The organism is Leisingera sp. ABM4_060, from assembly GCF_056158765.1.
In genome coordinates this window covers 1,025,042-1,037,743 of sequence record NZ_JBSWTX010000001.1, presented here as the reverse complement: position 1 = coordinate 1,037,743, position 12,702 = coordinate 1,025,042, and the positions used below count along the sequence as shown (strand labels likewise).

The window sequence follows — 12,702 nt, the reverse complement described above, 5'->3', positions numbered from 1 at the left end:
TCCCCGCTCTGGTTCCGGGACGCGGAAGATCAGGGCGAGGAAGACGTTCACAATGGATGGCGATTTCAGAGCAGAGTTTGTCAGATCCCCGGGGGCTCTCAAGCAGCACCCGGCACTGGTATTGAATGCAGATTACCGGCCATTGTCATATTACCCCTTGTCCTTGTGGTCCTGGCAGGATGCGGTGAAAGCGGCATGGCTCGACCGGGTGGCCATCGTGGCCGAATATGACGAGGTGGTGCACAGTCCGAGTACTGAGATCCGAATACCGTCTGTGGTGGTTCTGAAAGATTATGTAAAACCTCAAAAGCGCGTGGCCTTCACGCGCTTTAATTTGTTTCTGAGGGATGAATTCCGCTGCCAGTACTGCGGCAGCAAGGGGGAGCTGACTTTTGACCACGTGGTGCCGCGGGCCGCAGGCGGGGTGACGAGCTGGGAGAATGTTGTGGCGGCCTGCAGCCCCTGCAATCTGAAGAAGGGTTCCAAGTCGCTGCACCGAGCCGGGATGTCCTTGCGCAAGCCACCGCGGCGTCCCGGAGCCGAGGAGTTGCGCAATACCGGCCGTAAGTTCCCGCCGAACCATTTGCATGAAAGCTGGATGGATTTCCTGTATTGGGACACCGAGCTGGACGCTTAAGTATCATTTGTAAGGTTTTGAAAATCCAAGTTTCCAGCCTCCTCAGTCTCGTGTTTTTCCCGCTGAGCGGGCGGCGGATGTTCAGATCCCCATGAACCCTGCCTGCACGGCCTGAAGACTTCAGGCAAAGACTGAAGAGGCCGGAGTTGCCGGCGGCCTCAATTCTGACGGGCCGCCGTTGCATGATGTTAGGACTTGGCGCGCTGGAGCATTCCGAACAAATCACGGGGATCATCCGGATCGGCCAGCATATCGAGATCGATAAAGTAATCGGTGCCCTTGATGCGGTCGCGGATGTAGCGCAGGGCCGAGAAGTCCTCGATCGCGAATCCGACGCTGTCAAACAGGGTGATCTGGCGGTCGCCTGTGCGGCCTTGCTTCTGGCCCGTTATCACTTCCCACAATTCGGTGACGGCAAAGTCCTCGGGCATCTGTTGGATTTCGCCTTCGATCCGGGTTTGCGGCGGATACTCAACAAAAACGTCCGAACGGCTGAGGATGCCAGCCGCCAGTTCTGTTTTGCCGGGGCAATCGCCGCCGATGGCGTTGATATGCACACCGCTGCCAACCATGTTGTCGGTCAGGATGGTGGCATACTGCTTGTCGGCTGTGCAGGTCGTGAGGATTTGTGCGCCTTCGATGGCTTCCTCCGGCGTTTTACAGGAAACCACTTCGATCCCCAGCCCTTGGAGATTGCGGGCGCATTTCTCTGTTGCCGCCCCATCCTTGTCATACAGACGCACGGATTTCAGGCCGATAATGGCTTTCATCGCCAGCGTCTGAAACTCCGATTGGGCGCCATTGCCGATCATCGCCATCGTGTCCGCGCCTTTTGGTGCCAGATACTTAGCGGCCATTGCTGAGGTCGCGGCGGTACGCAGTGCTGTCAGCATGGTCATCTCAGTCAGCAGCACCGGGTAGCCGGTGTAAACGTCCGCCAGCAGGCCGAAGGCTGTAACCGTCTGCAGACCTTCGGAGGTGTTCTTGGGGTGGCCATTCACATATTTGAACCCATAGGCCTCACCGTCCGAGGTCGGCATCAGTTCAATCACGCCAACGTCGGAATGGCTGGCCACACGGGGGGTTTTGTCAAACAGCTCCCAGCGTTTGAAATCCTCTTCAACATAACCCGCCAGGTCCTGTAGCATCTGTTCGACGCCCACGTGATGAATGAGGCGCATCATGTTGTCGACGCTGACAAAAGGCACCAGGGCCTTGTCCGAAGGCTGGGTCATGCGGTTTTCCTTTCACGGGGGCTGAGATGGATGCCTGCCAGCATGCAGCGCACCGATCCGCCAGCGGTTTCGATGGTTGGAATGGTCAGGGGAATCAGCTCAGCGCTCTGTTCGATGAGCGCAACCTGATCCGGGCGCAGCGTTTGAAGAGCCTTGGCTGAGAGAACCAGAACACGCCCGCGGCCGGTGAGTTCAAGCGCGTTGCCGGCGAAGCTGGAAATTTGCTCCGCTGTCAGGTCTATCACCCGCCGGCCAGTCTCTTCCAGCCGCGCAGCCACTTCAATGCGGCGGGCAGGGTCCACGATCATGTCCAGGCAGATCAGCGCGTATTCAGTGCCGATACCCATCAGAACATTGGTGTGATAGACGTCGCAGCCCGCTTCATCTTTGGCTTCGAACACCATGGGTTCAAAGTTGAAATGGGTGCAGAAACGCTCCAGCAGCACAGGATCGGCACGGTTCGATTTCACCGTGTAGGCGATGCGGCCAATGTGATCGAGCACCATGGCGCCGGTGCCTTCCAGCGACAACCCGTCCTGCTCCAGCCCTGAATAGTCGATGACGTCCTGGACGCGGTATTCGCGCTTGAGCAGTTCGATCACGTCCCAGCGGCGTTCCTTGCGCCTGTTTTCCGCGAACATCGGGTAGACGGCCACATGCCCGCCGGCATGAGTCGAAAACCAGTTGTTCGGGAACACACTGTCTGGCGTTTCGGTGCCGGTGTCATCAAATACATGAACTGTCACGCCTGCACCGCGCAACACTTCCACGGCGCCGTCAAATTCCGCCAAGGCCTGGGCGGAAGTGGCTTCGTCGGAGTCGTTCGCTGATGTTTGAAAGGCGTTATCACCCTGAGTTTCCGGGTTTGAGCGGAAATGATGCGGCCGGATCATGATCACCGCCGAAGGGGCTTGCAGGCTGCTCACTGGTAGCTCCGTGTCGGGCGGTCAAAGACGCGGCGGCCAAGCGCAGAGGCGCAGAGGTCCACCATCAGATGCGCGGTGCGGCCGCGTTCGTCGAGGAAAGGGTTCAGTTCCACAAGGTCCAAAGAGGTCATCAAGCCGGAGTCATGCAGGATTTCGCACACCAGATGCGCCTCCCGCACGGTGGCGCCGCCGGGGACAGTTGTTCCGACGGCTGGAGCCACCGAGGGGTCCAGGAAGTCCACATCAAGCGACACATGCAGCATGCCATTGGCCTGCGCCACCTGCTCAAGAAAGCGGTTCAGCGGGCCGGCAATGCCGTTCTCGTCAATGTCGCGCATGTCATGCGTGCGGATAGCACTGTCCGCCAGTGCCAGCCGCTCCTGGGTGTCAACAGACCGCAGGCCGATCATGCAGACGTTTTCCTGAGGCACCGGGTTGGCGACCTCAGGAAAGCCTTCAAAACCCTCGCGGCCAGTGAAATATCCAACCGGAGTTCCATGCAGGTTGCCGCTGTCGGTGGTTTCCGGAGTGTGAAAATCAGTATGGGCATCAAGCCATAGAACAAACAGCGGCCGGTTCTGCCTGGCTGCAAAACTTGCAGCCCCGGCGACTGACCCCAGAGACAAGGAGTGATCTCCCCCTAGAAAGACGGGCAGGCCGCATTCCAGCGCATCTTCGGCTGCCTGTGCCAGGCGGGAGGTCCAGCCAATGGTCTCGTTGCGGGCAAAGACAACACCGTCCTCACCATCAGGCTTATGCGAGTCAGGCGCCACATTGCCCAGGTCCTCAACAGTGTGGCCCAGCCCCTCCAATGCTTCGGTGATACCAGCCGTACGGTAGGCGTCAGGGCCCATCAGGCAGCCGGCCCTTCGTTTGCCGCTGTCAACCGGTGCGCCAATCAGGATGCAATGTTGCGATGTCACGGGTCTCATCTCTCAAAAAGTCAGCTTTCCTACTAGAGACTTCCGAAACGCGGTGGATTCCAGCGGACAATTTGACCATAACGGGGTGGCATTGATCAATTTGAGGTGGAAAATGGACAAAACGGATGAGCGGTTGGTATCAGCACTGCGCCATAACGCACGTGCTTCTTTGTCGGACCTTGCGTTGGAGTTGAACCTGTCGCGGACGACGGTCCGGGCCCGGATCGAACGCCTGCAGGCGCGGGGGGATATCCTTGGTTTTACTGTCGTGCTGAAAGAGGATGTACTGCGTGATCCGGTGCGCGGGCTTATGCTGATCGGGATTGAGGGCCGCGGCACCAGCCGGATTACCCGGCAACTGCAAGGCTTGCCGGAGGTTCGGGCGATTCATACCACAAACGGCCGCTGGGATCTGATTGTCGAACTGGGAACCGAAACCTTGGAAACGCTGGACACGGCCTTGGCGAAGATCCGCACTTTTGAAGGCGTTGTCAGCAGTGAGACCAATCTTCTTCTGGCAACCAAAAAGGATACTTAAAGTCCAGGAATACAGAATAAGGTCAGTGTGTTGCTGGTCAAATCTCAGCTTACTGGAAAGTTACCCCTGCTTGCGGGCATGGTTGGCGGCGGCAATCCACAGAAGCGCGAGGCCAAAGGACGCAATTGCATTCCAGCTTGCCATCGACAGGGACAGCATCTCCCACGGCACCTCGTCACAGCGGACCAGCGGCGCAGCCATGATCTGTTCCATCAACTGATCCGGAGACAACCCGCCGACCGGGCCGGAGGTGCAGGTGGATGGGCCCTCCCACCAGCCTCGTTCCACGCCCGTGTGGTAGGCGCCAACACCTGCCGTGGCCAGCGCGGCCAGAGCGCCGAGGTAAGGCAGAACCGCACCGGGAATGATCAATGCCAGAACACCGATCCCGGCCGCGGCGGCGTGGGGGTAACGCTGCCAGTAGCAGAGTTTGCAGGGTGCCATTTCGCCAAGGTATTGGAAACCCAGCGCGCCCAGCAGCAATGCTGCGGAACCGCCAGCGGCCAGTATGATCAGAAAACGATGCATGATCAGATGAACCTCACCATCAGAAAACCGCCGAACAGGATCACCATGAAGGCGGAAAACACCATACCCAGACGGCGTTCGATGAAATCCCGGATCGGAGCGCCAAATTTCCACAGCAGGCCGGCTACGATGAAAAAACGCAGCGCCCGCGCAAGGATAGAAGTGGCAATGAAAGTGCCCAGCGGCATCCCGGTCCATCCCGACATGATGGTGATAACCTTGTAGGGGAACGGCGTGATCCCGGCACCAAGCACAGCCCAGAAACCAAAGTCGTTGAACCTGGTATTGAACTCTGCCATTGCGCCGCCTTTGCCCATGGCCTCCAGCACCGGCTGTCCGATGCTCTCATAGAAGAAGGCGCCGATGACATAGCCCAGCACGCCGCCTGCAACGGAAGCCACCAGCGCGACCAGAGCAATCAGCCAGGCACGCGACGGCCGCGCCAAGATCATGGGGATCATCAGGACATCGGGCGGGATCGGGAAGACTGAGCTTTCGACAAAGGCAACTGCGCCCAGCCACCAAAGCGCCTTGGGGTGATCAGCCAGAGCCATCGTCCGGTCGTATAGCGGTTTCAGCATTCTGCGGCCTGCATCCTCAACGGCGTTTGCGAAGGGAGGTGGCATGTGTGCGGGTCTCCGTCAACCTTTGCTGCCAATGAAATTGCCACCCGGCAATTTTTCGGGTGCAAAGTTCCGTTTTGGCTCTGGACCTTGGCCGCGCGCTTGGCTAGGAACGGGACGTGGCCCAAGTGGCGGAATGGTAGACGCAGGGGATTCAAAATCCCCCGCTGGTGACAGCGTGCCGGTTCGAGTCCGGCCTTGGGTACCAATAAAAACAAAGGCCTGCAGCGTCTTCTTGCTGCAGGCCTTTGTTTTATCTGCTGCCGTTATCAGGGGCCGTTCCTGCAATCATCGCAGTCACATAAAGTCAGCGGCTGTCCTTCAATCCGTAGTCCGCAAAGGCTGCTGCAACTTCTGCCATTTCGGAATCGCTGAGTATATGCGGCTTGCCCAAAGTCAAACTGGTTGCATAGCCCTTTGCCAAGGTTTCCAGCTCCACCATCCTCCAGAGCGCGCGGGGCAGGCTTTCGCCAGTAGCTACGGCCCCATGATTGGCCATCAGGCAGGCGCTGCGGTCCCGCAAAACCCGGGTGATATTGTCCGACAGCTGCTGGCTGCCAAACAGCGCATAATCCGCAACAGGCACGTCATTGCCGCCAAATGCGGCCACCATATAGTGGCAAGCCGGAATCGCTTGCCGGTTCATGGCCAGCGCACTGCAATAAACCGGGTGGGCATGCACAACCGCGCTGACATCTGGTTTTGATTGCAGGATGGCCAGGTGAAACGGCCATTCCGTCGATGGCTTCATCTGGCGCTCTGGAATTGCGCCGCCGTTCAGGGGCATCTGCACCAGCATGTCCGGGGTCATTTTTTCGTATGGAACGCCTGAAGGGGTGATCAGCATCTGGTCGCCGGCACGCACCGAGATGTTCCCGGAGGTCCCCTGATTGATGCCGGTGATGTTCATTTCAAGGCAGGCATCGATCACAGCCTGCCGCAGTTCGATGCTGTCCTGATAGGGCGGTTTCATGGGCAGACCTCTGTCAGGCGGTTTTTGCGGCGGCCATTTCCGGGAAGAGCTCTGCAAGGCCTTCTTCGGACGCAGTGCAGACGCCGCGTTCAGTGATCAGCCCGGTGACCAGCCGGTTCGGGGTCACATCAAAGGCAGGGTTGCCGCCCGGGGTGCCGTCGGGGGTGACTTGCACCAGGCCGATACCGCCATCCTCGGTTCTGCCTTGAACATGGGTGATTTCGCGTTCGCTGCGTTCTTCGATCGGGATCTCGGAAACGCCGTCGGACACCGTCCAGTCGATGGTCGGCGAGGGCAGCGCAACATAGAAAGGCACGCCGTTATCTTTTGCCGCCAAGGCCTTGAGGTATGTGCCGATTTTGTTGCAGACATCGCCGCGGCGGGTGGTGCGGTCGGTGCCGGTGATCATCAGATCGACCTGCCCGTGCTGCATCAGGTGGCCGCCGGCATTGTCGGTGATGTAGCTGTGGCTGATGCCATGGCTGCCAAGTTCCCAGGAGGTCAGCGCGCCCTGATTGCGCGGACGGGTTTCATCCACCCAGACATGGATCGGGATACCGGCATCATGGGCTTGATACATGGGGCTGGTGGCAGTGCCCCAGTCAACAGTTGCGATCCAGCCGGCATTGCAATGGGTCAGCAGCCGGACCGGCTCACCATTGGGTTTCTTCGCGGCAATTTCCTTAATCAGTTCCAGGCCATGCGCGCCGATACTGCGGTTGATTTCCACGTCTTCGTCGGCAATTTCATGGGCCAATGCCAGTGCGGCAGCCGCGCGTTGGCCTTCAGTCAGCGGACGCAGGCGGGTTCGGCAGCGATCCAGCGCCCAGCGCAGGTTGATGGCGGTAGGCCGGGTTGCGTTCAAAAAGCTCCAGGCCTGGTCCATCGCCGCATCCGACGGGTCAAGGCGCATCGCCAGCGCCATGCCATAGGCCGCGGTGGCCCCGATTAGCGGCGCACCACGCACCCGCATCTCGATGATGGCGTCAGCGAAATCCTGAAGGGTGCTGACCGGTTGCACCCGAAAGTCATGCGGCAGCCAGCGCTGGTCGATGATTTCCAGCACGTCTGCGTCGTGGTTCCACCAAAGGGAGCGGTAGTGCGTACCATTGACTTTCATCGGAAGTTCCCTTTCCCGTATCAGTTCCGCTGCGAGGGGGCCCGTCGACGGGCTCTGACACCGGTTTCCCTGAAATGCCCGCGGCGCGCAAGGTTTCGATGACGCCAGGGAGAAAATCCGATGTTTCCGCACCGGAAAACCGGTCACACCGCGTGTTCAACTTGCAGAAGAAGCCAGCACGTTATTCAATGCGGTTAACGGTTTGGATACATAGCGGCGGTCCGCAACATGGGCCGCCAAGATTTTTCTTGCAGATTGAAAGGCTCAGCAATGAAGCGTCTTTGGAACAGGGGCCTGCCCGGGACAACCGGGCTTGCAGTGATTGCGGCAATCGGATTGGCGGCACCCGGGGCCATTGCGCAGCAAGGGGCGGCGCCCAAAGTGTCCGTTGCCCAGGCGGTGATCAAGCCGGTCAAGGAGACGTCCACCTTCATCGGGCGTGGCGAAGCGATCGATAAAGCCGACATCATGGCCCGTGTCAGCGGCTATCTTGAAGAGGTTCTGGTCAAGGACGGCGCCGAGGTGGAGCAGGGCGATGTTCTGTTCCGCATCGAGCGCAGCGCTTATGAGGCGGTGCTGGAAAGCCGCCGGGCGGAACTGGCGCAGGCCGAGGCCAATCTTGAACTCGCCTCGCTGGACCTGGCCCGTAAACAGGAGTTGTTCGAGCGCGGCTCAGTGCCGGAAGCCGATCGCGACACCGCCCGCGCAAATGAGCTGGTGGCCGAGGCCCAGGTGCGCGCGGCTAAGGCTGCGATCCTGCAGGCAGAACTGGATCTGAGCTATACTGAAATTCACGCACCCTTCTCGGGCCGGGTTGGGCGCGTTGAGGTCAGCATTGGCGACGTAGTGAGCCCGAGTGGCTCTGCCTTGGTCAACATCGTGCGGGAAGCACCCGTTTATGTGTCTTTCTCGGTGAACGAAAAGCAGTTCGTCGAAATCCTGCAACAGCTTGAGGCGGAAGGCATTGACCGTTCCGACACCGAAACCGCGCCCGAGGTCTTCGTCGTGTTGCCCAACGGTGCAGAGCTGGAAGAAAAAGGCCGCATCGCCTTTGCCGGCAACAGGGTGGACCCGGCAACCGGTGCGGTGACAATCCGGGCCGAGTTCCATAATGATCACCGGCTGATCCTGGACGGCGCCTTTCTGACCGTTGGCCTGCAATCCCAGGAAGCGGTGGACCGGATCATCATCAGCCAGGCGGCAATTCAGCGCGACCAGCAGGGACCGTTTGTGCTGGTGGTGGATGAGCAGAACCAGGTGCAGCAGCGATACATCGTGACCGGCGATGTTCAGGGCACGGGTATCATCGTGCTGGACGGCTTGACCAAGGGCGAGACCGTTGTTGTCGAAGGCCTGCAAAAGATCCGTCCTGGTGTGGAAGTGGACCCGGTGCTGGCCGGTCAGACTGGAGAGTAAGCGATGTTTTCCTCCATCTTCATCTCACGGCCAAAGTTTGCGATTGTCATTTCCCTTGTTTTGACGGTTCTGGGCGTGATCGGCTATTTCGCGCTGCCAGTGGCACAGTTCCCTGAAATCACGCCGCCGGTGGTGAATGTCACCGCCAGCTACCCGGGCGCCAATGCCGAAACCGTGGAAAAGAGCGTTGCTGCGCCAATCGAGGCGCAGGTCAACGGGGTGGACGGGATGCTTTACATGTCATCCACCTCGGCCGACAACGGCAGCTACTCGCTGTCGGTGACTTTTGAGGTCGGCACCGATCCAGACATCGCCTCGGTCAACGTTCAGAACCGGGTGGCGCAGGCGGTTGCTGCGTTGCCTGCGGAAGTCACCGCCAACGGCGTGGTGACCCAGAAAAGCTCTTCCAACATGCTGCTGGTAACGGCGCTCACCTCTCCCAATGGCACGTATGACAGCGTGTTTTTGTCGAACTATGCCGCGATCAACCTCAAAGACGCGCTTGCCCGGGTAGAAGGCGTGGGCAAGGCCGATATCCTGACCAACTTTGAATATGCCATGCGGGTCTGGCTGGATCCCAACAAGATGGCAGGCCTGGGCATTTCGCCCGGTGACGTGATAAATGCGGTGCGCGAACAGAACATCGAAGTTTCCGCAGGGCAGGTGGGGGCACCGCCTGTCCCCGGTGACCAGGTGTTTCAATACACGATCAAGTCCAAGGGCCGGTTGACCGAGGTCAGTGAATTCGAAGACATCGTGATCCGTACCGGCGATGGCGGCAGCACCGTGAGGCTGCGCGATATTGCGCGGGTTGAATTGGGTGCCTCCAACTACGGTTCTTCCGGCTATTATGACGGGGTGCCAGCCACCATTCTTGCGGTCTACCAAGCCCCAGGCGCCAATGCGTTGGCAGTGTCGGAGGCTGTCCTGGCTGAAATGGATCGGCTGTCCGCAGACTTCCCCGACGACGTCACTTACGCAGTTCCTTTCAACACCACCGACTTTGTCGAGCAATCGCTGAATGATGTGATCTCCACCTTGATGATGACCTTTGTGCTGGTGATCTCTGTGGTGTTCATCTTTCTCGGCTCTGTCCGGGCGACGATCATTCCGGCGGTAGCGATCCCCGTGTCGCTGACCGGGACCTTTGCCTTCCTTCTGCTGCTGGGCATGTCGCTGAACACCATCTCGCTGTTTGCGCTGGTGCTGGCCATCGGTATCGTGGTGGACGACGCCATCGTGGTGGTCGAGAACGTAGAGCGTATCATCGCCGAGGAAGGTCTGCCCCCCGCCGAGGCAACCCGCAAGGCAATGGGCCAGATTACCGGCCCGGTGATCGCCACCACATTGGTGCTGCTGGCCGTGTTTGTTCCGGTCACCTTCATGCCGGGCATCACCGGGCAGCTCTATTCACAATTTGCTGTGACCATTTCAGTTGCGGTGGTGATCTCCTCGGTTAACGCGCTAACGCTGTCTCCGGCGCTGTGCGGTATCGTACTCAAAGCGCGGTCCGGTCCGCCCAAAGGGCTGCTGGCACTGTTTGAAAATATGATTGGCGGCGTGCGCAGCGGTTACCTGAGTATCGTAACGCGTCTATTGCGGCTGCCGGTCATTGGGCTGGCGATCATCGCGGCTGTTGCTTTTGGCACTGGCAGCATCTTCAACACAACCTCCAAAGGCTTCCTGCCGGCCGAAGACAACGGCTATTTGTTTGTCGATGTGCAACTGCCTGACGCGGCAGCGCTGGGGCGGACTGAGACGGTGACAAGCCGGATCGACGAGCAAATCCGGCAGATCCCCGGCGTGCAGGGCACCGTGCTTGTCAATGGTTTCAGCTTGCTGAACGGGGCCGGAGCCAATGGCGCGATGATCATTGCCAACCTTGCGCCCTGGGATGAGCGGCAAAGCGAGGCGCTGCATCCCAACGCGATCCTCGGCCAGATCTATGGCATCGCCAATGGCGAGGCTGCTGCCAGCATCGTCGCCTTCAACCCGCCGCCGATCTCTGGACTCGGCATGTCCGCCGGCGTGGAGATGGCAGTGCAGCAAACCGCCGGCGGCACCCCGCAGGATCTGGCGCAGTCGGTTGGCTCGCTGGTCTATTCCGCCAATCAGCGGTCTGAGATCCAGCAGTCCTACACCACTTTCCGGGCGAACGTGCCGCAGGTGTTTGTCGATTTGGACCGGGAGAAGGCCAAGACGCTGGACGTGCCGATTTCCGAGGTCTTTCAGACCATGCAGGCGCATCTCGGGTCCTATTATGTCAATGACTTCAATCTGTTCGGGCGTGTCTATAAGGTCATGCTGCAGGCCGAGGGCTCTTACCGCGACAAGATCGAGGATATCGGCGGCCTGTACGTGCGGGCGCAATCGGGGGAGATGGTGCCGCTGTCGACGCTGATTGATGTCGAGAATGTTCTGGGGCCGGTACTGCTCAAGCGGCACAACATCTTCCGCTCGGCGACCGTGACGGCGGTTCCAGCGGCGGGATTATCCACTGGTGATGCCATCCGGGTCATGCAGGAGGAGGCGACCAAGGCTCTGCCACCCGGCTACGCTTTTGAATGGACCGGAACGGCACAGCAGCAGCTGGACTCAGCCGGCCTGGTGACGGTCATCCTGGCGATGGCGGTGCTGTTCGGCTACCTGTTCCTAGTGGCGCAATACGAAAGCTGGACCATGCCGGTGGCAATCCTGCTGTCGGTGATTGTGGCCTTGTTCGGAGCCGTTGCAGCAGTGGCCCTGGCCGGCAATGACATCAACCTCTACACTCAGATCGGGATGATCATGCTGATTGGCCTGGCGTCAAAGAACGCAATCCTGATTGTCGAGTTCGCGATGGAGCAGCGCGCGGCAGGCCTGTCGATCCGCGAAGCAGCGCAGGAAGCCGCAAAACAGAGGTTCCGCGCGGTAATGATGACCGCGCTGTCCTTCCTCTTGGGGGTGGTGCCGTTGATGGTCGCCTCCGGCGCCGGAGCGGCCAGCCAGCGCGCGATAGGTATCGCTGTTTTTGGCGGCATGCTGGCAGCCACGGTCGTAGGTGTGATCGTTGTTCCGGTGCTCTATGCAGTGATGCAGGGGATGCGGGAACGGGTCAAAGGCATTCCTGCCGCCAGCCCGGCAGAGTGAAAACAACCGGCCCCGCAAGCCACCAGGTTTGCGGGGTTTCTACACGCTGGCGTGCTGTTTTTCAGTGGCAGCGGTGCGCGCATGATGGGCCTGCCGCGCCCGAAGCCCGCGTTCATGCGCGGCGGACAGGATCAAATCCCATTTACGCGGCGTGCAGCGGAATTCCGGTTCCACGTCGCAAGTCAGCGGCGCATTTGCCTCACTCGGCATCTTACGGGCTTCGGCGGACACACAGCGTTCCAAAGCCCAAAAATCCGTCAGAGACGGATTGGCGTAAATCACTTGGCTAAGCAGCATCGCTGCAAGCTCCCTGTCAATCTGTTGGTCACGGCTACGGTTTCTTGAACCGCGGCTCAATTTTTGTGTGATGCTTACTAGCGTCACACTTTCGGTTTGTCACCTGTTTCCTGACAGGCACGTGCCGTATTTGCGTTGATTTATCCGCACACCCGGCTGCGCGGACAGAGCGCGGGAGTGCCATGGGCAGAAGAAAAAGAATCGCGCAATGGTTTGATGATGACGCAAGGAAATTTTTAGTGTGCAGCACCGTACTTGCATGGTTCAGAGACGGGGAAAAATGCGTAACTTGCGTCAATAAAGAAGAAATTGCCGCCACAATGGGTGCGTCAATAAATAGCACCCTTGACTTGGCGG

General features: G+C 59.4%; 12 protein-coding genes and 1 tRNA gene. 5 read left to right on the top strand and 8 right to left on the bottom strand.

Annotated features, from left to right (window positions below; all coding sequences use genetic code 11):
- Positions 1-52: 52 nt before the first annotated feature.
- Positions 53-637, top strand: a complete 585-nt coding sequence (locus ACXAEH_RS05115) for an HNH endonuclease (protein WP_039123724.1) — start codon at positions 53-55, stop codon at positions 635-637.
- A gap of 188 nt (positions 638-825) precedes the next feature.
- Here the strand turns inward: ACXAEH_RS05115 and ACXAEH_RS05110 are convergent, their stop codons facing one another.
- Genes ACXAEH_RS05110 through rocF form a run of 3 tightly spaced genes read right to left on the bottom strand, consistent with a single transcriptional unit; the run spans position 826 to position 3,721 of the window.
- Positions 826-1,872, bottom strand: coding sequence for an ornithine cyclodeaminase (locus ACXAEH_RS05110; RefSeq protein ID WP_475031390.1), 1,047 nt, complete (start codon positions 1,870-1,872; stop codon positions 826-828).
- Positions 1,869-2,798 carry a citrulline utilization hydrolase CtlX gene (gene ctlX, locus ACXAEH_RS05105; RefSeq protein WP_475031389.1) on the bottom strand — a complete coding sequence of 310 codons (930 nt, stop codon included), beginning with the start codon at positions 2,796-2,798 and terminating at the stop codon, positions 1,869-1,871. Before ctlX ends, ACXAEH_RS05110 begins: the two co-directional genes overlap by 4 nt.
- Positions 2,795-3,721: an arginase gene (gene rocF / locus ACXAEH_RS05100; RefSeq protein ID WP_475031388.1), complete on the bottom strand. Its 927-nt coding sequence runs from the start codon at positions 3,719-3,721 to the stop codon at positions 2,795-2,797. The genes ctlX and rocF overlap by 4 nt, the downstream gene beginning before the upstream one ends.
- A 112-nt stretch (positions 3,722-3,833) precedes the next feature.
- Here rocF and ACXAEH_RS05095 point away from each other — a divergent pair, with 112 nt between their 5' ends.
- Positions 3,834-4,259: an Lrp/AsnC family transcriptional regulator gene (locus ACXAEH_RS05095; protein WP_475031387.1), complete on the top strand. Its 426-nt coding sequence runs from the start codon at positions 3,834-3,836 to the stop codon at positions 4,257-4,259.
- A 60-nt stretch (positions 4,260-4,319) separates the two neighbouring features.
- Here ACXAEH_RS05095 and ACXAEH_RS05090 read toward each other — a convergent pair whose 3' ends face one another.
- Together ACXAEH_RS05090 and ACXAEH_RS05085 are read right to left on the bottom strand one after the other, a co-directional pair.
- The gene (locus ACXAEH_RS05090) at positions 4,320-4,787 is read right to left on the bottom strand and encodes a disulfide bond formation protein B (RefSeq protein WP_475031386.1); all 468 of its coding nucleotides are present in this window, start codon (positions 4,785-4,787) and stop codon (positions 4,320-4,322) included.
- A 2-nt stretch (positions 4,788-4,789) separates the two neighbouring features.
- Positions 4,790-5,368 carry a YqaA family protein gene (locus ACXAEH_RS05085; protein ID WP_475031385.1) on the bottom strand — a complete coding sequence of 193 codons (579 nt, stop codon included), beginning with the start codon at positions 5,366-5,368 and terminating at the stop codon, positions 4,790-4,792.
- Between the two features lie 164 nt (positions 5,369-5,532).
- On the opposite strand from ACXAEH_RS05085, the gene ACXAEH_RS05080 reads away from it, so the two are divergent.
- Positions 5,533-5,618: transfer RNA gene (locus tag ACXAEH_RS05080), tRNA-Leu, on the top strand.
- 99 nt (positions 5,619-5,717) lie between these two features.
- On the opposite strand, the gene ACXAEH_RS05075 is transcribed toward ACXAEH_RS05080, so the two are convergent.
- Both ACXAEH_RS05075 and mtnA read right to left on the bottom strand, forming a co-directional pair.
- Positions 5,718-6,383 (bottom strand): class II aldolase/adducin family protein, encoded by a 666-nt coding sequence (locus tag ACXAEH_RS05075; RefSeq protein ID WP_475031384.1) that lies wholly within the window; start codon positions 6,381-6,383, stop codon positions 5,718-5,720.
- A 13-nt stretch (positions 6,384-6,396) separates the two neighbouring features.
- Positions 6,397-7,503 (bottom strand): S-methyl-5-thioribose-1-phosphate isomerase, encoded by a 1,107-nt coding sequence (mtnA, locus tag ACXAEH_RS05070; protein WP_475031383.1) that lies wholly within the window; start codon positions 7,501-7,503, stop codon positions 6,397-6,399.
- A gap of 381 nt (positions 7,504-7,884) precedes the next feature.
- Here mtnA and ACXAEH_RS05065 point away from each other — a divergent pair, with 381 nt between their 5' ends.
- Together ACXAEH_RS05065 and ACXAEH_RS05060 are read left to right on the top strand one after the other, a co-directional pair.
- Positions 7,885-8,919: an efflux RND transporter periplasmic adaptor subunit gene (locus tag ACXAEH_RS05065; protein ID WP_475031382.1), complete on the top strand. Its 1,035-nt coding sequence runs from the start codon at positions 7,885-7,887 to the stop codon at positions 8,917-8,919.
- Positions 8,920-8,922: 3 nt separating this feature from the next.
- A complete protein-coding gene (locus tag ACXAEH_RS05060; RefSeq protein WP_475031381.1) occupies positions 8,923-12,048 on the top strand; it encodes an efflux RND transporter permease subunit in 3,126 nt (1,041 codons plus the stop codon).
- Between the two features lie 39 nt (positions 12,049-12,087).
- Here the strand turns inward: ACXAEH_RS05060 and ACXAEH_RS05055 are convergent, their stop codons facing one another.
- The gene (locus tag ACXAEH_RS05055; protein WP_475031380.1) at positions 12,088-12,345 is read right to left on the bottom strand and encodes a hypothetical protein; all 258 of its coding nucleotides are present in this window, start codon (positions 12,343-12,345) and stop codon (positions 12,088-12,090) included.
- Between the last annotated feature and the right edge of the window lie 357 nt (positions 12,346-12,702).